The 17,887-nt window shown below is 67.9% G+C and carries 17 protein-coding genes and 3 pseudogenes; 6 read left to right on the top strand and 14 right to left on the bottom strand.

Features of this window, described 5'->3' with window-relative positions; all coding sequences use genetic code 11:
• Positions 1-22: 22 nt before the first annotated feature.
• The 9 genes and pseudogenes from G4G29_RS07860 to G4G29_RS07825 all read right to left on the bottom strand — a co-directional run bounded on the left by G4G29_RS07860 (position 23) and on the right by G4G29_RS07825 (position 7,820).
• Positions 23-858 (bottom strand): annotated as a pseudogene (locus G4G29_RS07860) (ATP-binding cassette domain-containing protein).
• 8 nt (positions 859-866) lie between these two features.
• Complete coding sequence (locus G4G29_RS07855) at positions 867-1,724, bottom strand: ABC transporter ATP-binding protein (RefSeq protein WP_244632518.1); 858 nt, start codon at positions 1,722-1,724, stop codon at positions 867-869.
• Positions 1,721-2,713 (bottom strand): ABC transporter permease, encoded by a 993-nt coding sequence (locus G4G29_RS07850; protein ID WP_183152397.1) that lies wholly within the window; start codon positions 2,711-2,713, stop codon positions 1,721-1,723. The genes G4G29_RS07855 and G4G29_RS07850 overlap by 4 nt, the downstream gene beginning before the upstream one ends.
• A complete protein-coding gene (locus G4G29_RS07845; protein ID WP_183152396.1) occupies positions 2,706-3,710 on the bottom strand; it encodes an ABC transporter permease in 1,005 nt (334 codons plus the stop codon). The genes G4G29_RS07850 and G4G29_RS07845 overlap by 8 nt, the downstream gene beginning before the upstream one ends.
• Positions 3,711-3,749: 39 nt before the next feature.
• Positions 3,750-5,414 (bottom strand): ABC transporter substrate-binding protein, encoded by a 1,665-nt coding sequence (locus tag G4G29_RS07840; protein ID WP_183152395.1) that lies wholly within the window; start codon positions 5,412-5,414, stop codon positions 3,750-3,752.
• Positions 5,415-5,576: 162 nt separating this feature from the next.
• On the bottom strand, positions 5,577-6,080 hold the full coding sequence (locus tag G4G29_RS21720; RefSeq protein WP_345941171.1) for a sterol carrier protein domain-containing protein: 504 nt from the start codon (positions 6,078-6,080) through the stop codon (positions 5,577-5,579).
• Positions 6,019-6,882: a GNAT family N-acetyltransferase gene (locus G4G29_RS07835; protein WP_244632516.1), complete on the bottom strand. Its 864-nt coding sequence runs from the start codon at positions 6,880-6,882 to the stop codon at positions 6,019-6,021. Before G4G29_RS07835 ends, G4G29_RS21720 begins: the two co-directional genes overlap by 62 nt.
• A gap of 33 nt (positions 6,883-6,915) precedes the next feature.
• Complete coding sequence (locus G4G29_RS07830; RefSeq protein ID WP_183152394.1) at positions 6,916-7,161, bottom strand: zf-HC2 domain-containing protein; 246 nt, start codon at positions 7,159-7,161, stop codon at positions 6,916-6,918.
• Positions 7,158-7,820: a sigma-70 family RNA polymerase sigma factor gene (locus G4G29_RS07825; RefSeq protein ID WP_183152393.1), complete on the bottom strand. Its 663-nt coding sequence runs from the start codon at positions 7,818-7,820 to the stop codon at positions 7,158-7,160. The genes G4G29_RS07830 and G4G29_RS07825 overlap by 4 nt, the downstream gene beginning before the upstream one ends.
• Before the next feature lie 70 nt (positions 7,821-7,890).
• On the opposite strand from G4G29_RS07825, the gene aroA reads away from it, so the two are divergent.
• From aroA to bcp, 3 genes and pseudogenes are all read left to right on the top strand, one after another.
• Positions 7,891-9,207 carry a 3-phosphoshikimate 1-carboxyvinyltransferase gene (aroA, locus tag G4G29_RS07820; RefSeq protein ID WP_183152392.1) on the top strand — a complete coding sequence of 439 codons (1,317 nt, stop codon included), beginning with the start codon at positions 7,891-7,893 and terminating at the stop codon, positions 9,205-9,207.
• A gap of 2 nt (positions 9,208-9,209) precedes the next feature.
• Positions 9,210-10,278 (top strand): annotated as a pseudogene (gene rsgA / locus G4G29_RS07815) (ribosome small subunit-dependent GTPase A).
• Between the two features lie 9 nt (positions 10,279-10,287).
• A complete protein-coding gene (gene bcp / locus G4G29_RS07810; protein ID WP_183152391.1) occupies positions 10,288-10,761 on the top strand; it encodes a thioredoxin-dependent thiol peroxidase in 474 nt (157 codons plus the stop codon).
• A gap of 156 nt (positions 10,762-10,917) precedes the next feature.
• Here bcp and G4G29_RS07805 read toward each other — a convergent pair whose 3' ends face one another.
• Positions 10,918-11,304 (bottom strand): hypothetical protein, encoded by a 387-nt coding sequence (locus G4G29_RS07805; RefSeq protein ID WP_183152390.1) that lies wholly within the window; start codon positions 11,302-11,304, stop codon positions 10,918-10,920.
• A 231-nt stretch (positions 11,305-11,535) separates the two neighbouring features.
• Between G4G29_RS07805 and G4G29_RS07800 the strand changes: the two genes are divergently transcribed.
• Entirely contained in the window at positions 11,536-11,784 is a 249-nt protein-coding gene (locus tag G4G29_RS07800) for a WhiB family transcriptional regulator (RefSeq protein WP_017203224.1), read from the top strand.
• A 63-nt stretch (positions 11,785-11,847) separates the two neighbouring features.
• Here the strand turns inward: G4G29_RS07800 and G4G29_RS07795 are convergent.
• Together G4G29_RS07795 and G4G29_RS07790 are read right to left on the bottom strand one after the other, a co-directional pair.
• A pseudogene (locus tag G4G29_RS07795) lies at positions 11,848-13,331 on the bottom strand (histidine kinase N-terminal domain-containing protein).
• Between the two features lie 24 nt (positions 13,332-13,355).
• A complete protein-coding gene (locus G4G29_RS07790; RefSeq protein ID WP_183152389.1) occupies positions 13,356-13,742 on the bottom strand; it encodes an Rv3235 family protein in 387 nt (128 codons plus the stop codon).
• 130 nt (positions 13,743-13,872) lie between these two features.
• Here G4G29_RS07790 and G4G29_RS07785 point away from each other — a divergent pair, with 130 nt between their 5' ends.
• Positions 13,873-14,490 (top strand): hypothetical protein, encoded by a 618-nt coding sequence (locus G4G29_RS07785; RefSeq protein WP_183152388.1) that lies wholly within the window; start codon positions 13,873-13,875, stop codon positions 14,488-14,490.
• Between the two features lie 362 nt (positions 14,491-14,852).
• Positions 14,853-15,986 (top strand): SAF domain-containing protein, encoded by a 1,134-nt coding sequence (locus tag G4G29_RS21715; RefSeq protein WP_244632515.1) that lies wholly within the window; start codon positions 14,853-14,855, stop codon positions 15,984-15,986.
• 154 nt (positions 15,987-16,140) lie between these two features.
• On the opposite strand, the gene G4G29_RS21710 is transcribed toward G4G29_RS21715, so the two are convergent.
• Together G4G29_RS21710 and G4G29_RS07775 are read right to left on the bottom strand one after the other, a co-directional pair.
• Positions 16,141-16,359, bottom strand: a complete 219-nt coding sequence (locus G4G29_RS21710; protein WP_244632514.1) for a hypothetical protein — start codon at positions 16,357-16,359, stop codon at positions 16,141-16,143.
• A gap of 276 nt (positions 16,360-16,635) precedes the next feature.
• Positions 16,636-17,862 carry a pyridoxal phosphate-dependent aminotransferase gene (locus G4G29_RS07775; protein WP_183152387.1) on the bottom strand — a complete coding sequence of 409 codons (1,227 nt, stop codon included), beginning with the start codon at positions 17,860-17,862 and terminating at the stop codon, positions 16,636-16,638.
• Positions 17,863-17,887: the final 25 nt, after the last annotated feature.

Raw genomic sequence — 17,887 nt, 5'->3', positions numbered from 1 at the left:
CTCTTCCTTCCGAGCAGCCTTTTCAGGCCACGCCGAGTTCGGTGCGGACTTCGTCGCGGAGGCGGCCGAGGTTGTCGGGTTCGGGTGCGGCTCCGAGGAGTGTCTTGGTGTATTCGTGCTGCGGGTTGAGGATGACCTCGTCCGCGGGTCCGCGTTCCACGACGTCGCCCTTGTAGAGCACCATGATCTCATCGGAGAAGTGGCGGGCCGTGGCCAGGTCGTGCGTGATGTAGAGGACGCCGAGGTTCTCCTCACGCTGCAGGTCCGCGAGCAGGTTCAGCACGCCGAGGCGGATGGACACGTCGAGCATGGACACGGGCTCGTCCGCGACGATGAACCGGGCGCCGGGAGCGAGCGCACGTGCGATCGCCACACGCTGCCGCTGCCCTCCCGACAGCTCGTGCGGGCGGCGTTCCGCGAAGCTCTCGCCGGGGTCAGCCGTACACGCTCGAGCAGTTCGACGGCGCGTTCCCTGACCTGTGCTCGGGAGAGCTCCGGCTGGTGGAGGCGGATCGGACGCTCCAGGTGATGCACGATCGTGTGGAACGGGTTCAAGGACGCGAACGGGTCCTGGAACACCATCTGCACGTCCGACCGATACCGCTCCAGTGCGTGCCCCCGCGTCCCCGACGGCTTGCCGTCGAGCAGGATCTCCCCTCCCGTCGGCGTCTCCAGCTTCATCAGCATGCGTGCGATCGTGGACTTCCCCGACCCCGATTCGCCCACCAGCGCGACGGTCTTCCCGGCCTCGATCGTGAATGACACATCCTTCACCGCGTGCAGGATGCTCGTGCGGAACCCGGAGCGCAGGGAGAAGTCCTTGACCAGATTCCGCGCCTCCAGGGTCGCGGTCGGCATGGCAACGCTCATCGGACGCCCTCCTGGCTCACTCCGGTGCGAACGAAGTCGCCCCGCTCACCCGTCAGCGACGGGAAACTCGACAACAGCCGCTTCGTGTACTCGTGCTGCGGGGTGCGGTAGATCTCTTCCGCCGTCCCCTCCTCCACGATCCGCCCCTGCAGCATGACCGCGATCCGGTCGCTGATCTCGATGAGCATGGGCAGGTCGTGGGTGATGAAGATCACCGCGAAGCCGAGCTTCTCCCGCAACCGCATGATCTCGCGGATGATGCCCCGCTGGACGACGACATCGAGCGCGGTGGTCGGCTCGTCCATGATCATCACCTGCGGATCGAGCGCCAGGGCCATCGCGATCATCATGCGCTGACGCATACCGCCGGACAGCTCGTGCGGGAAGCTCGTGAGCCGGTTCGGATCGACGCCCACGAGCGAGAGCAGCTCCTCGGCGCGCGCCGTCTTCGCCTTCCTGCTCATCCCCGGACGATGCGTGTCGAAGATGTCGAAGATCTGCGCCTTGACGCTGATCACCGGGTTGAGGGAATTCATCGCCCCCTGGAACACCATCGAGATCTTGTCCCAACGGAACGCCCGGAGCCCTTCGCCGTCGAGGCCGACGATGTCGACGTCATGACCATCCCGGTCATGGAAGACGATCTCCCCACCCGTCATCAGCGCCGGAGCCTTCAACAACCGATTCATCCCATACGCCAGAGTCGTCTTCCCACACCCCGACTCCCCCGCGAGCCCCAGGATCTCCCCGCGGTGCAGCGTCAACGACACGTTCCGCACGGCTTTCACCGGCGGGTCCACCTCGTATTCGATCGACACATTCCGCGCCGTCAACACCGCCGCTCTCTCGGTCACGCGACCGCTCCCTCTCCCCCGACACCATGGCCGGCACGACGCGCCAGACGCTGCCGTCGCGCGGCCACCGGCACCAGACGCAGCTTCGGATTCACGATCTCGTCGATCGCAAAGTTGATGAGCGACAAAGCGGTCCCGATGAGCGCGATGATCAGGCCGGGCGGCACGAACCACCACCAGGCGCCACTTCCCACGGCCTGCCCCGTCTGCGCATCGTTCAGCACCGTGCCGAGGGTGATGGATCCGGTCGGACCGAGGCCCAGATACGAGAGCCCTGCCTCACCGAGCACCGCGAAGATCACCCCGAAGATGAGTTGGGCCGCGAGCAGCGGAACGAGGTTCGGGAGGATCTCGACGAAGATGACCCGCAGCGGACGCTCGCCCGCGACGACCGACGCCGCGACGTAGTCTCGGGTGCGCAGCGATCTGGCGGTGCCGCGAAGCACCACGGCGGAACCCGCCCAGCCGGTGATGCCGAGCACCAGGGCCACGAGCAGCGAACTGCGCGCGAGGTCGCCGAGCCCCTCGGTGTGCTGCACGTACGCGGCGATCACCATGACCAGCGGCAGCCCGGGGATCACGAGCATGATGTTCGTGGCGAGCATCAGCGTCTCATCGAGGGCTCCGCCGAAGTAGCCGGCGAGCACACCGAACACCAGGGCGAGGAACAGCGCGACGACGCCCGCGACCGCGCCGACGAAGAGCGACCCCTGTGTGCCGGTCGCCACCTGGGCGAGCACGTCGAAACCGAGCTTGGTGGTGCCGAGCGGATGCTCGGGGCTCGGCGGCAGCAGCGGGTCGAAGCTCGCGTCACGCGGATCGCCGAGGAGCAGCGGTCCGATCAGCCCGAAGAGCACGATCACACCGAGGAGGATCACTCCGACGAGGAGCTTGCCGGAGATCCGGGGAAATCCGTCGCGCAGCCGTGCCGTCCGCGCGACGGCGACGGCGTGCGTGGACTCGGACGGGGAAACGATCAGGTCAGCCATCACGTCGCACTCTCGGGTCGATGAAGCCATAGAGGAGGTCGATGAGGAAGTTCGCTGCCAGCACCGTGAGGGTGATGACGAGGAATACTCCCTGCATCAGGGCATAGTCGAGCCCTTGCACGGACTGGATCATCAGCTTGCCGAGACCGGGATAGCTGAACACCTGCTCGGTCACGATGGAACCGGCGACCACGAAGCCGAGGGCGATACCGAAGCCCGCGAGGCTCGGGATCGAGGCGTTCCGCGCCGCATACGCCGTGCGGATGCGGGAGGGCCGCAGCCCCTTGGCCTCGGCAGTGAGCACGTAGTCCTCCGCCATGGTCTGCACCATCATGTTCCGCATCCCCAGCAGCCAGCCGCCGACCGAGGAGATGACGATCGTGGCCGCAGGCAGCAGGGCATGCACGAACGCACTGGCGAAGAAGGCCGGCGTCCACTCCGGACCCGCGGGGAACTCGAACACGTCGTACCCCCCGATGATGGGCAGCAGCCCGAGCTGCACCGAGAACACCGCGACCAGCACGAGGGCCAGCCAGAAGTACGGGATCGACTGCAGGAACGTGGTGATCGGCACGAGCTGATCGACCCACGTCCCCCGGAACCACCCCACCCACGCGCCGGCGATGATGCCGAGGACGAACGAGATGATGGTGGCTGCTCCGACGAGAGTCACCGTCCACGGCAGCGCCGCCGCGATGAGCTCGCCTACCGGCGCCGGGTATCGGGTCGATGAGACCCCGAGATCACCGTGCAGCAGCCGGCCCCAGTAGGCGAGGTACTGATCCCACAGGGTCGATCCCTTCTCTGCGCCGAGAATCGAGGTGATCGCCTTGATCGTCTCCTCGGAAAGCGGCCTGCCCCCGTTCGCACGCCGGAGCTTGCCCAGCATGATCGCGGCAGGGTCGCCGGGGAGCAACCGCGGCAACAGGAAGTTGAGGGAGATCGCGGCCCACAGCGTGATGATGTAGAACGCGACGCGGCGCATCCAGAACTTCACGAGCCTCTCCTCTCGACGGATCGATCCATGGGTGCTGTCCTACTTCTTGGCGGGACGGAGATGGGTCAAGATCACAGCCGACGCCGTCGACAGGTACGGCAGCGGTGCTGCGTACAGGTCGTCTTCGGTCGGCCATCCGGTGAAGTCCGCCGTGTTGAAGAACGACTGCGACGCGTTGAGCACCACGGGGATGTACGGCAGGTCCCGGGCGATCTCGGTCTGCACCGTCGCGTAGGCGTCCTTCTTGATCGCCTCATCCTGCGTCGCCCCGGCCTGCTTCACCGCCGCGTCGACGGCGGGGTTCGTGTAGCGCGAGTAGTTCTGCCCCTTGGCCGGCTCCTCCCCGACCTTCGCACTCGCGATCGTCGTGAAGTACTGGTCGTAGTTGGAGAACGGATCCGCCACGAGCGACTGCGTGATGCCATAGAGGGCGAGCTGGAACTCGCCGGTCGAGATCGGCGTCCAGTACTCGGCCTCGGAGACAGTCCGCGCGTTCACGCGGATGCCGGCCTTCGCCGCCTGCGCACTGATGAGCTTCGCTGCGTCGTTGTAGTCGGTCCACCCGTCGGGCGAGAAGAGGTCGAGCTCGATGGCCGTGCCGTCCGTGCCGTAGAAGCCGTCGTCGCCCTTGGTGTAGCCGGCCGCCTCGAGGATCCCCTCCGCGGCCGCGGCATCCGGTTCCTGCGGGCTGACGGCGAGAGAGGGGTCGCTCAACCACTTCTCGTCGCGCGGGAGCAGCGCGAAGCTCGGCGACGCCTCGCCGGAGAGCCCCGCGAACGCCTTGCTGCTGATGGCACCCCGGTCGATAGCGACGTTCAGCGCCTGGCGCACGGCCGGGTCGGTCTGCGCCCCCGTGCATCCCATCGACGCGTCAGCGCAGGTCATGATCACGGTCGGATCCTGCTGCTGGTTCATCGTGCTGATGCGTCCGTTCGAGGTCACCCCGTCCGGGTTGGCGATGAACTGGCCGACCCAGTCGAGCTTGCCCGTCTTCAGCAGGTCCTCCGACGACTGGTTCGAGTCGATGCCGATGTCCTGCACCTCCGTGATCGCGGGAGCCCCGTCGCGGAAGAGCGGGTTCGCCTCGAGCGTGTACGCGGCGTCGGTGAACGACTTGAGCGTGTACGGTCCGGAGCCGATGGGCTTCGGGTTGGTCTCCGTCATGTAGTCGTCGATCTCGGACCAGATGTGCTTCGGGATGATCCAGGTGGAGCCGAGGATCAGCGAAGTGGCCGTGAACTTGGCGGAGGAGTAAGTGACGACGACGGTGGTGTCGTCGGTCGCGTCCGCGGAGACCATGTCGGGATCGAGGTTCGAGCCGTAGCCGAGGCTGAACGCAACGTCCTCAGCCGTGAGGTCCTCACCGTCGCTCCACTTCAGGTCGGGCTTGATCGTGATCGTCAGCACCGTCCCGTCGTCGTTGAACGCGTACGAGTCGCCGAGCATCCCGACGGGGCCCTCATCCGAGAGCTGGTTGAAGAAGAACAACGGCTCGTAGATGGCCCCGAAGGTCATGTGCGTCGCCGTGTCGACCGCGAACGGATTGAAGTTGTTCGTGATCGGAGTCATCGATCCTGACCACATGCGGAGCGGTCGATCACCACCGGATGAGCTGCCTCCGGGCGTGCAGCCGGCCAATGCCAGGGCGAGCGCTGCAGCGCCGGCGACGAGAGGAAGGGTCTTCCTCCAGCGGTTGTCGTGCATGGGAACCTCGTCTCAAGAGCTTCGTTGCGGAAGTCGAGCAGGGCGGAAGGGCATCCGCTCTGAGGCGAGGTTATAGTAAAGGTTCTTTCCAGTAAAGAGGTTTCTAGTTTATTCTCATGCCAGACGTTCTTGCGGCGACGGTGTCGCTCGAGGCGAGGGGAATCAGTACCAGATGTCCAGGGAGGGCGCAGGGAAGGCGATCAGCGCCCGGTCGAGAGCCTCGACAGCCGCCGCGTCACCCGAGATCCGCCCGGCACCGTGCAGCGATGCCGCTCGGACTCCGCCCGCGTACAGCGAGGACAGCGCCGAGACATCGAGCGCGATGTCGGCGTCGCGGCCTTCGGTCGCGACCTCGACCTCCGCGACGCCGGATTCGTCGACGCGCAGCCGCCAGTCGCCGTCCGCGAATCCGAGGGAGTCCTCGACACGCAGCACCGTGTCCAGCGGCGCCGAATAGCGTCGTGCCGTCAGTGCGGCCGGCAGATCGAGGATGCGCAGCCACCCGTGGTCGTGCAGCACCTGGGTCACTCCACGAGAGTCGGCCACCAGCCAGGGCAGCGGGTCGTCGAGCGGCCGCAGGTCTGCCGTGACCTCGTCGACCAGATCATGCTGGAGGGCGTACCGCCAGAGCGCGGCGACGGCCGCCGGGGTCTCGCCCACGAGCATGCGCACGCGAAGCCGGAACCGGAACGTCCCCCCCCATCTCCTCGAGGGTGTACGCCAGCACGCCGCGAAGGACGTCGTCCTGATCGAGAAAATGCACGCCACGCACCCGGTCGCGGTCCGTGTCTGCGCTGGCCAGGCCCGCGATCCCCGCCCATCTGGCGCTCCATCCGGGCACCTGACCCGGGCGCCCTCTCCGCGCGCGCTCGTGCACAGCGCCGAGGTCGGCGGCGAGCTGCTCGCGGTCGACGTATTCGAAACGGCCTCGCGACGGCGTGGCCGCCCATCCGGCGCGGCGTGTGTCGACCGTGAGGTGAGAGACGGGAACGGCAGCGCCGAAGCCGTAGCGTCCGTAGATCGTCGCCTCGGTCACCGTGAGTCCCGCAAGCGCGACACCCGCCTGCGCAGCGGCCCGGAGTTCGCCCTCGAGGAGCGAGCGAGCGATACCGCGGCGCCGATGGGTGCCGGAGACGGTGACCCCGCTGATCGCCCACATGCCGATGTCGCCGCCGGGCAGCGTCAGCGGCGTCACCCACGAGTCGATCGTCGCGACCGGGAGGGTCCCCCGCGCCGTGCCCCGCTCGTACACGCCGATGTTGCGATGGGAGCGCACCGTCGGCAGGCCCTCCTCGAGAGTGGCGGAGGTCGGCTCGGCGCCGAGGAATCCGCGGGACATCGCCCGCTGGAAAGGCACCGCCTGGGCGGGGTCGTCGGGGTCGACGACGCGATAGTCGAGGTCTTCGCGCGCGAGCCGCTCGACAGAGGTCTGGTCAGCGGGAATCCCGCGTGCATCGATGAGGGCCATGAGAACAGCCTACGGTCGCCCTCCGACGCGAGGTCAGTGCTGGACGGCCTGCACAGCGCGCAGACGCGCGAACACCTGGTCGCGCAGCTCCTCTGGAGCCGTCTCCTTGCAGGCACGTGCGACGACCTCGGTCAGGGTCTTCGCGACGAGCGCCTCGTCCCGACAGGACGGGCAGTTCTCGAGATGCTCGCGGATCTCGGTGTGCTCGGTGTTGCACACCTCGTTGCGGAGGTACTCCTCCAGATCCTGGCGAGCTTTGTCGCAGCCGCAGTCGCTCATTTCTTGCTCCTCGTGTCAGCCGCGGCGATGCCCCGCTCGGCGGCGTACTCTGCCAACAGCTCCCGCAGCATCCGTCTGCCACGGTGCAGACGGCTCATCACGGTGCCGATGGGGGTCTTCATGATGTCGGCGATCTCCTGGTACGCGAATCCCTCGACATCGGCGAGGTACACGGCCAGTCGGAAATCCTCGGGAACAGCCTGCAGCGCGTCCTTGACGACCGATGCCGGCATCCGGTCGATCGCCTCGGCCTCTGCCGAGCGGCTGTGCGAGGCGGTCGTCGACTCGGCACCGCCCAACTGCCAGTCCTCGAGCTCGTCGATCGTGCCCTGGAAGGGCTCGCGCTGCCGCTTGCGGTAGATGTTGATGTAGGTGTTCGTGAGGATGCGGTACAACCACGCCTTGAGGTTCGTGCCCTGCGAGAACGTCGACCAGGAGCCGTACGCCTTCACGAACGTCTCCTGAACGAGGTCGGCGGCGTCGGCGGGGTTGCGCGTCATGCGCATCGCGGCGGCGTAGAGCTGATCCATGAAGGGGATCGCCTGCTCCTCGAACTCGCGCCGAGGGTCGCCGACGGTGTCTGCGGTTGCGGTGTCATCCATCACCGGCCAGTCTAGGCCGCTGAGGTCGATCACCTCGCGCTCGAGCGTCGCCGGCATTCTCTCTCCTTCGTGACGGAAGCCCCGTGTCTGACGACGAACCTTCCCGCGTTTACTAAGGTGAGAACCGATGAGCGCCAACAGGTATTCCCCCTCCCGCGTGCAGGGCGCCTATCCTGCGCCCACCACCGACGTGCCCGTGCACGCCGAGCTCACGATCCCCGGCTCGAAGTCGCTGACGAACCGCGAGTTGATGATCGCCGCGATCGCAGACGGCCCCGGCAGACTGATCGCTCCGCTGCACTCCGACGACTCCGCCCGTATGGTCGATGCGCTCCGGGCGCTCGGCGTCGGCATCGAGGAGGTCGACGCCCGCCACGAATTCGGCCCCGATCTCGTCGTCACGCCAGCAAAGCTCCACGGCGGCACGACGGTCGACTGCGGACAGGCGGGCACGGTGATGCGTTTCATCGCTCCCCTGGCGGGCCTCGCCGAGCACGACGTGCACCTCACCGCGCACGAGACGGCGCTGCACCGGCCGATGGGCGGCCTCATCAGCGCTCTCCGCGACCTCGGTGTCGACATCGACGACGAGGGCACGTGGGCGCTCCCCTTCACGATCCGCGGACATGGTCGCATCCGTGGTGGTCGCGTGGAGATCGACGCCTCGGCGTCGAGTCAGTTCGTCTCCGGTCTCCTCCTCGCCGCTCCCCGCTTCGATGTCGGCCTCCATCTGGTGCACACCGGCGAACACCTCCCGAGCCTTCCGCACATCGACATGACGATCGAGGCCCTGAGCCGCCGCGGCATCCGGATCGAACGTCCTGCCGTCGGCGAATGGCTCGTCGAGGCCGGCGTCCCGCGGGCCAAGGAGATCGCGATCGAACCGGATCTCTCGAACGCGGCGCCGTTCCTCGCGGCAGCGCTCGTCACCGGAGGCTCGGTCGCCGTCACCGGGTGGCCGGCGCACTCCACCCAGCCCGGGGCGTTGCTCCCGGACATCCTCCAAGCAGCGGGAGCGCACGTCAGCCGACACGGCGGCACCCTCACCGTGCGCGCCGGCTCAGGCATCCGCGGCCTCGACCTCGATCTGTCGGCGGCGAGCGAGCTCACACCGACGCTGGTCGGGCTCGCCGCCTTCGCCGACTCGCCGACGACGATCCGTGGGATCGGCCACATCCGGCTTCACGAGACCGACCGGATCGCGGCGCTCATCGGCAATCTCCGGGCGCTCGGCGGCGAGGCGGAAGAACTGCCGGACGGACTCCGCATCATCCCCCGCCCGCTGCACGGCGGCACCTGGGCCGCACACCACGACCACCGCATGGCAACGACCGGAGCGCTCGTCGGGCTACGCGTCCCCGGAGTGGAGATCGACGACATCGGCACGACCGCCAAGACCCTCCCGGAGTTCACGATGCTCTGGGAGCGGATGCTGCGAGGCTGACGGTGAGCTGGCTCGACGACAACGACGACCTCGACGACGACTTCGAGGACTACGACGAGAGCAGTATCCGGACACGACCGAACCCGAAGGCCAACCGCCCTCGGACCAAGCGCCGCCCTGCGCACGACGACGCCGAGATCGGACGGGTGCTCGGCGTGGATCGCGGCCGCTACTCCGTGCTCCTCGGCGAGGACACTCCCGACGAGCGCATGATCACGACCACGAGGGCGCGCGAGTTGCGGCGGATGCCGATCGTGACCGGCGATCAGGCGCGTGTGGTCGGCGACACCTCGGGAGACGAGGGCACGCTCGCCCGCATCGTCGGCATCGTGGATCGCACTTCTCTCCTGCGGCGGAGCGCCGACGACACCGATCAGGTGGAGCGGGTGATCGTCGCGAACGCCGACCAGATGCTCGTCGTCGTCGCTGCCGCCGACCCCGAGCCACGCGCGCCTGGTCGACCGGTACCTGGTCGCAGCGCTGGATGCCGGGATCCGACCTCTGCTCGTCGTGACCAAGACCGACATCGCCGATCCCTCGGAGTTCCTCACCCACTTCGACGGCCTCGATCTGCGGGTGTTCACGAGTGCGCAGGATGAGATGCCGATCGACGAGATCGGTGAGGCTCTCGTCGGTCACTCGACCGTGTTCGTCGGGCACTCCGGCGTGGGCAAGTCGACGCTCGTCAACGCGCTCGTCCCGACGGCTGGTCGCGCGACGGGGCACGTGAACCAGGTCACCGGACGCGGCCGCCACACCTCGTCGTCGACGGTGTCGCTGCGCTACGAGGGGACGCACGGCACGGGGTGGGTGATCGACACCCCGGGCGTGCGGTCGTTCGGCCTCGGCCATGTGAACCCCGACAACATCCTCGCGGCGTTCACCGAGCTCGCCGTGATCGCACAGGATTGCCCCCGCGGGTGCACTCATCTGGCGGACGCTCCCGACTGCGCCCTCATCGAAGCTGCGGAGCGGGGCGAGCTCGGCGAGACCGGCCGCGCCCGCCTCGACTCCCTGCAGCGTCTGCTGCAGACGTTCGCCGACAAGGCTGAGCAGGCGCCCGGCCGATAGGCTGAGGGGGTGACTCAGCGCCTGGAACCCGGAACCGCCGCCCCCGACTTCTCCCTCCTCGATCAGGACGGCACGACGGTCCGTCTCACGGATCTGCGCGGGCAGAAGACCGTGCTGTACTTCTACCCCGCCGCCATGACGCCCGGATGCACGACCGAGGCGTGCGACTTCCGCGACAGCATCTCGTCGCTCCAGGGCGCCGGCTACCGCGTCATCGGGATCTCCCGCGACGAGCCCGCGACGCTGGCGAAGTTCCGTGAGCGCGACGCTCTCACGTTCCCCCTCCTCAGCGACCCCGATCACTCGGTCCACTCCGCCTACGGCGCCTGGGGCGAGAAGATGAACTACGGCAAGGTCGTCGAGGGCGTCATCCGCTCGACCTTCGTCCTCGACGAAGACGGAACCATCGACATCGCCCTCTACAACGTCAAGGCGACCGGACACGTGGCGCGGCTGCGCAAGCAGCTCGGCATCGACGCCTGACCCCTCCCCTCCGCGCACACACCGGATCCCCCGCACGCACCGACCCTCCCGAACGCCTTCACCCGTCGGGAGAAGTCACGGATGTCGGGGCGGAGACCACTTTCCCGCCCTGCACCCGTGCGAACTCCCGACAGGTGTCCCGGTGCCGGACGGACGTCACTCCGCGGTGCGCTGCGGCCCTTCGCGACGTGCACTCGAGATCAGCAGTGCGAATCCGAGGAGGCCGGGGAGCCCGACGCCGAGCGTGAACGTCCAGGAGACGGGCTGCACGGTGAGCGACGCCAGGGCGAGCGCCACGGCGAGCACCTGGAACACCACTCCTCCGGAACGCGCCCACGACTTGCCTGCGCGCGTTCCGACGGCGAACGCTGCGAGGGCGGCGGCGGCGATCAGCGTGAGCACGATGAGTGCCAGCGCAGTCGGCAGCGATGCGGCGTCACCGGCCCCGAGACCGGCGAGCTCGATGATCGCGAAGACGAGGAGCGCCACCGCTTCGAGAGAGAGGACCGCCGCGGCCGCGAGGGCGATTCCAGGTGCGCGCACGGGGTACTCCCAGGGATCGAAAGAGAAGAAAACCCTTGATTTCAGGGTATTCATGTAACAGAATAGACAAAGTCATGTGCTCCCACAGCGGCGTGGGGCGAGCGTTCACGCTCGCATCACAATTCGCGGGCATTCCGTCCGCATCTCAACAGGGTAGCCGAACCCGAACTGCTACCCGAATCCGAGAAGTCGCATCGCGAAATCTCACGATATCCACACCGAGGAGCCCCCATGGACTGGCGCGATAAGGCCGCCTGCCTGACTGTCGACCCCGAGCTTTTCTTCCCCGTGGGGAACACCGGCCCGGCCGTCGATCAGATCGAGAAGGCGAAGACCGTCTGCGCCACCTGCACGGTCACCGAGATCTGCCTGCAGTACGCCCTGGAGACCAGCCAGGACTCCGGCGTGTGGGGCGGCCTCTCCGAAGACGAGCGTCGCGCTCTGAAGCGCCGCGCCGCCCGCGCCCGCCGCGCCTCCTGACCTTTCGGCAAGCGGCCTGAGAGCACGTCTCAGGCCGCTTTTTCGCATGCGGGGCGTCGCGCCTCAGCGCTCCAGCCAGCGCAGCGGGATGTCGATCACGACCTCGGTCCCTTCGCCGTCGCTGCCGTGCCACTCGATGGTGCCGCCGAGTTCACCCTGGATGAGCGTCCTGATGATCTGCGTCCCCAGCCCCTGCCCGATCCGCCCCTCAGGCAGACCGTGTCCGGTGTCTCTCACGGTCACGCGGAGATTCTCCTCGGTGCGTTTCGCGTCGATCGTGACGACGCCCTCCTGACCCGCGAGGCCATGCTCCACCGCATTCGTCACGACCTCTGTCAGTGCGAGGGCGAGCGGTGTCGCGTACTCGCTCGGAAGCACCCCGAACCGACCGGTCGACTGTGTGCGGGCACGCGTATTGGGCGCGGATGCCACCTCGGCCACAAGCTTGAGGACCCGGTGGAAGACCTCGTCGAAGTCGACCTTCTGCGTGAGGCCCTGGGCCAGCGTGTCGTGCACGACGGCGATCGCGTCGACGCGCCTCATGGCCTGCGTCAGTGCGTCCCGAGCCTCGTCGGAGTGGGTACGACGCGCCTGGATCCGAAGGAGCGAGGCCACGGTCTGGAGGTTGTTCTTCACCCGGTGATGGATCTCGCGGATCGTCGCGTCCTTGGTGATGAGTTCCTGCTCCTGGTGGCGCAGCTCCGACACGTCGCGGCACAGCACGATCGCACCGATGCGGGTCCCATGATCCTTCAGCGGGATCGCTCGCAGCGACACCGTGACACCGCGTGCCTCGATGTCGGTGCGCCAGGGCGCGCGACCGGTGACCACGACGGGCAGGGACTCGTCGACCTGCCGCGACGGCGGGACGAGGCGGGTGGTGACCTCGGCCAGAGACTCGCCCTCGAGCTCGTCGTCGAACCCCATCCGGTTGAACGCCGAGAGGGCGTTGGGGCTCGCGAAGGTGCTGATGCCGTCGACGTCGATGCGGATGAGCCCGTCGGAGGCGCGCGGCGCCCCCGTCGCGGTGACGTCGGAGCGGCGAGATCGGGGAAGCTGCCGTCCGCGATCATCCGGAAGAGATCGTTCGCGCATTCGTCGAACGTGATCTGCTGACGCGATGGGGTCCGCAGCTCCCCCAGGTTCGTGTGCCTGGTGACCACTCCGATCACGGTGGCCGCAGAGTCGGCGGCGCGCCGTTCGATCACGATCGGCACGGCCCGAACCCTCGTCGGCGTCTCCTCGAACCAGTCGGGCGACGACGAATCGACGATCTCCGCCGAGTCGAAGGCGCCCTGCACCTGGGTGCGCCACTGCGGTCTCACCCGTTCGCCGACGATGTCGCGGTAGAAGAGCGTCGCGGCACCACTGGGCCGCGCGTGGGCGACCGCGATGAACGACCCGTCGTCGGTCTGGATCCAGATGACGATGTCGGCTGACGCGAGGTCGGCGAGGAGCTGCCCGTCGCCGGCTAGTCGGTGGAGCCACTCGACGTCGTTGTCGGTGAGGAGGCCCTGGGCATGGGCGAGATCGCTGAGGGTTGACACCTCACCAGCCTACGGTGACCTGTGTCAGAGAATCGCCAGGGATGTGGCGCGCCAGCGTCGGTCGAAGCCGTCCAGACGTACGGCGACCGCACGCGTCCGGCCCGGCCCCGCCACCACCACCACGGCTTCGATCACGCCATCACGAGGCTCCGCAACGCGGAGGGACACGATCTGGAAGGTCGGGCGCGCGGGCGCGACACCCCGCGCACTGCGGGCCCTGGCCGACAGGTTCGCCCTCGTGACCAGGCTGCGGTACGCCTCTTCGCTGAACCAGCGGGCGAGCTGATCGACCTCCCGCACACCGGCGAGCACTTCGAGGACCCCCTGCGTGAGGCTGCGGAGCAACGGCGCGGGATCCGGGAGGTCACTGGTCGACGTCGGCTGGGGTGCGAAGTACTCATGTGGCGTCATGTCGAACCTTCGATCGGGGCGGTCTGCGAGGCCGTCAGTACAGCACCGCATCGCTCGACCGCGTGTGTCGGCGGCGTAAGTATGTGGATAACTCGTACATCGGATCTCCCGCTCCCCTACGCTCGGGCGAGTGCACTGGGACCGCCTGTTCGAAGACCTCGAAGGTCAGCTGGAATCGGACTGGGAGGCGGAGCGCGCGGTGCTCGACGCCGAGTCCGAGAGGCTCCGCATCGCCCGGCTCGACCTTCGTGCGCGCCTGAGGTCCCTCTGCCGGACCGGCACCGATGCCACGGTCGACCTCGTGGACGGACAGCGTCTGGCTGTGACGATGCAGACGCTGGGAGCGGAGTGGATCGCCGTCGCATCACGAGGCACGACTGTCGAAGGCGGACGCGCGACGGCATCCGCTCTTCTCCTCCCCCTCGAAGCGATCGCGGGGATCACGGTGGACCACGGTGCTCTCCTTGCGAGCCTCGACGCCCTCGTTCCTGCAGAGCACTCGCTCCGAGAGCGGATGACGCTCGGATTCGTCCTCCGCGATCTCGCCAGGCGCCGCGTCTCCGTCCACATCAGCACCCGCACCGGGCACGACGCACACGGCACCATCGACCGCGCGGCGGCGGATCACCTCGATCTGGCCGTCCATGATCCGGGGCAGGCGCGCCGCGCGGAGGCCGTGCACGGGTTCCGGATCATCCCCTTCGCGTCGGTGGTCGCGATAAGGACCTCAGGGGATCAATTCCCGTGAGCGGATGACGTGCCCCAGACCTCCGGGAAGCTGGCCGCCGCCGACTGCCGCCACAGGGCCATCCGGCGGAGGTCTCGGACTCCTCCGCCAGATACCCGGCGAGGCTCGACTCCTCGACTCGCCACCGCGGCGGCGAGCCCAGCTGTGCCCCACGAAGCCTGCCCTCGTGCAGGAGTTCGATCACCTCGCCGACCTCGATGCTCAACAGCTCGGCGACCTGCGAGGGAGCCAGGAATCGCGGTGCATGCGAGGAGGGGGCTGCCATGACCCCATTCTCCACGACCAGCATTCCGGGGGAACGGCCGAGGCCCGGCTGTGGATAACCGCGGTCGACCCGTCACGATATCTGTGACCATATGGCCATGGTCTCCCACTCTCGTCCACGGCGCGCGTTCTGGGGCGACGTGCGATTCCTCGTCGGCATCGCCCTGGTGGCCGTCTCCATCACCGCGGTGTGGCTCATCGTCACCGGAGCGGACGACGCGGAGCCGGTGCTGCGTGCCGGCCATACGATCGTGCAGGGCGATGCCTTGAGCTCCGATGACTTCCAGGTGGTCGACGTGGATCTCGGGCCATCGACCGACGACTATGCAGGCGCCGATGACCTGCAGCCGGGTCAGATCGCCGCACGTACGCTCATGAAGGGCGAACTGGTTCCGCACGCCGCGCTGACGGATGCGGAGAGCAGTCGCACCACCACGATCGTCATCGCGTCCAGCACCGGACTCCCCGACGAGGTGCGGGCCGGAACCGTCGTCGATGTCTGGAGTGCCCCGCCCATCGACGACGGACGATCCTACGACGTCCCCCGCGTCCTGGTCGCGGGTGTCGTCGTGCGCGACGTGCGCGAGCCGGAAGGCGTGCTGGCCGACACCGGCACGTCGCTCGAACTCGTCATCGAACGGTCTGATGCCGCCGACGTGCTCGCCGCCGTCAACGGAGGATCAGCCCTCTCCGTGCTTCCGGTGGGGGCGGCTCGTGACGCGGGTCGTCGTGGCGATCCCCGCGCCGCGTGCGAACCGGTTGGCGGCAGAGCTGGAGCTCGAGGGCATCACCGTGGTGGCGACGCTCGCACCTGCCGCTCCCCTCCCCGAACTCCCCTCCGATGCCGAGGCACTCATCGTCTCCCCCGCGCGCACCCTGCTCACAGCCGAACTCGTCTCGAGGTGCGACCGCGCGGGCGTGCGCATCCTCGTCCTCGGCGGTACGGACAGTCGCCTCCTCGGTCGGCTGGGGCTGTCAGCCGCGCTCTCGTCCGAGGCCACGGGCTGGGAGATCGCCGCTGCGCTGCGAGCGGATGCGCCCGCAGCCCCCGCGCTGCGCCCTCCGCATCCGCATCGCGTCGTCGCCGTGTGGGGACCCCAGGGCGCTCCTGGTCGCTCCACCGTGGCGATCGATCTCGCCCTCGAACTCGCGCGCACCGGTCGCAGCGCGGCTCTGATCGATGCCGATACGGTGGCCCCGTCGCTCGCCCTGCTCCTCGGCCTCAGCGATGACGCCCCCGGCATCGCCGCTGCCTGCCGGCGCGCCGAGCGGGGCGTGCTCGACGACGCCGAGCTCACCCGCCTGTCGATGCGGATCGGCAGCGGAGGCGACGACGTCCAGGTGCTCCCCGGAATCAATCGGCCCAACCGCTGGCCCGAGCTGACCTCAGCCCGCGTACGCGCGACGTTGAACGCGTGCCGGCAGTGGGTCGAGGAGACGGTCGTCGACGTCTCCGGTGCATTCGATGCCGACGAGGAGGTGACGTACGACCTCATCGGGCCTCGGCGTCACGATGCCACATCCGCAGCGCTCCGGGAAGCGGACCACATCGTGGCGGTTGCGGCCGCCGATCCCCTGGGCATCAGCCGCTTCCTGCGGGATCATGCGGAGGTGCGACGCCTCACGGCACCCGCTCCGGTCACCGTGGTCGTCAATCAGGTCCGACCCGGGCCCCTCGGCATCGACGCGCGCGGGCAGGTGAGACGCACTCTCGAGCGTTTCGCGGGGATCACAGAGGTGACCTTCCTGCCGTTCGATCGACGAGCGGCAGACGCGGCGCTGCTGCACGCGCGACCGGTGACCGATGTCGCCCCCGATCGAGCTTCGTGGCCGGCGTGCGACGGCTGGCTGCGACGCTCTCGCCTCGGGGCGCGGAGGGCGTCACTGTCGATAGCTCGCCAGGAAGTTCCCGAGTCGCTCGACGGCTTCGCTCAGCACTCGGGGCTCGGGAAGCGTGACGAGGCGGAGGTGATCCGGCGTCGCCCAGTTGAAGCCGGTGCCCTGCACCAGGAGGATGTGCTCCGACACGAGAAGATCGTAGACGAGCTTGGCATCGTCCCTGATCTCGTGCACGTTCGGGTCCAGGCGCGGAAACGCATACAGCGCGCCCTGAGGCTTGACGCAGGAGACCCCCGGGATGGACTCGAGTCCTTCCCAGGCGATGTCGCGCTGCTCGTGCAGACGTCCGGTCGGCGCGATCAGCGCATCGATCGACTGCACCCCCGAGAGCGCCGCCTGCACCGCATGCTGAGCCGGCACATTGGGGCAGAGACGCGTCGAAGCCAGCAGTGTGATCCCCTCGAGGAATCCCTTGGCATGGTCCTGCGGACCCGTGATGACCATCCACCCCGAGCGATAGCCGGCGACACGGTAGGTCTTCGACAGCCCGTTGAAGGTCAGGCACAGCAGGTCGGGCGCGAGAGTCGCGGTCGGGATGTGCACGGCGCCGTCGAAGAGGATGCGGTCGTAGATCTCGTCCGAGAGCAGCAGCAGCTGATGCTCTCGGGCGATCTGCACCAGGCCCTCCAGGATCGGCCGTGAATACACCACTCCCGTCGGGTTGTTCGGGTTGATGATCACGAGCGCCTTGGTCTTCGGCGTGATCTTCGACCGGATGTCTTCCAGGTCGGGCTGCCACTCGTCGTCCTCATCGCACAGGTAGTGCACAGGGGTACCGCCGGCGAGACTCGTCATCGCCGTCCACAACGGGTAGTCGGGCGCCGGGATCAGGACCTCGTCGCCTTCGTCGAGCAGAGCCTGCATGGTCATGGTGATCAACTCGGAGACCCCGTTGCCGAGGTACACGTCGTCCGGGTCGAAACGAGGGAAGCCCTCGATCTGCTCGTAGCGGCTCACGACGGCCCTGCGAGCGGAGATGATGCCCTTGCTCTCGCTGTAGCCGTGCGCCGTCGGCAGTGCGGCGAGCATGTCGTGCACGATCTGGTGGGGTGCATCGAAACCGAAGATCGCCGGGTTCCCGGTGTTCAGCTTGAGGATCTTGTGACCCTCGGCCTCCAGACGCGCCGCCTCGACGAGGGCGTTTCCGCGGATCTCGTACAGGACGTTCTTGAGCTTCGACGACTGATCGAAGTTGCGCGTTGGTGTCATCGACCAAGCCTACAGCGACGAAAGG

Source organism: Microbacterium sp. Se63.02b, from assembly GCF_014171575.1.
GTDB lineage: Bacteria > Actinomycetota > Actinomycetes > Actinomycetales > Microbacteriaceae > Microbacterium.
This window is presented reverse-complemented; position numbering and strand designations above follow the sequence as displayed.

Coding starts and splice junctions, on each gene's coding strand:
- G4G29_RS21720 (WP_345941171.1), bottom strand. CDS start 6,080: ATGCTCGTGGGCGAGACCCCGGCGGCCGTCGCCGCGCTCTGGCGGTAC.
- G4G29_RS07800 (WP_017203224.1), top strand. CDS start 11,536: ATGGACTGGCGCGATAAGGCCGCCTGCCTGACTGTCGACCCCGAGCTT.
- G4G29_RS07825 (WP_183152393.1), bottom strand. CDS start 7,820: ATGCCGGCGACGCTCGAGCGCGAGGTGATCGACCTCAGCGGCCTAGAC.
- G4G29_RS07850 (WP_183152397.1), bottom strand. CDS start 2,713: ATGGCTGACCTGATCGTTTCCCCGTCCGAGTCCACGCACGCCGTCGCC.
- G4G29_RS07775 (WP_183152387.1), bottom strand. CDS start 17,862: ATGACACCAACGCGCAACTTCGATCAGTCGTCGAAGCTCAAGAACGTC.
- G4G29_RS07830 (WP_183152394.1), bottom strand. CDS start 7,161: ATGAGCGACTGCGGCTGCGACAAAGCTCGCCAGGATCTGGAGGAGTAC.
- G4G29_RS07790 (WP_183152389.1), bottom strand. CDS start 13,742: ATGACGCCACATGAGTACTTCGCACCCCAGCCGACGTCGACCAGTGAC.
- aroA (WP_183152392.1), top strand. CDS start 7,891: ATGAGCGCCAACAGGTATTCCCCCTCCCGCGTGCAGGGCGCCTATCCT.
- G4G29_RS21715 (WP_244632515.1), top strand. CDS start 14,853: ATGGTCTCCCACTCTCGTCCACGGCGCGCGTTCTGGGGCGACGTGCGA.
- G4G29_RS07840 (WP_183152395.1), bottom strand. CDS start 5,414: ATGCACGACAACCGCTGGAGGAAGACCCTTCCTCTCGTCGCCGGCGCT.
- G4G29_RS07835 (WP_244632516.1), bottom strand. CDS start 6,882: ATGGCCCTCATCGATGCACGCGGGATTCCCGCTGACCAGACCTCTGTC.
- G4G29_RS21710 (WP_244632514.1), bottom strand. CDS start 16,359: ATGATCCCGCAGGAAGCGGCTGATGCCCAGGGGATCGGCGGCCGCAAC.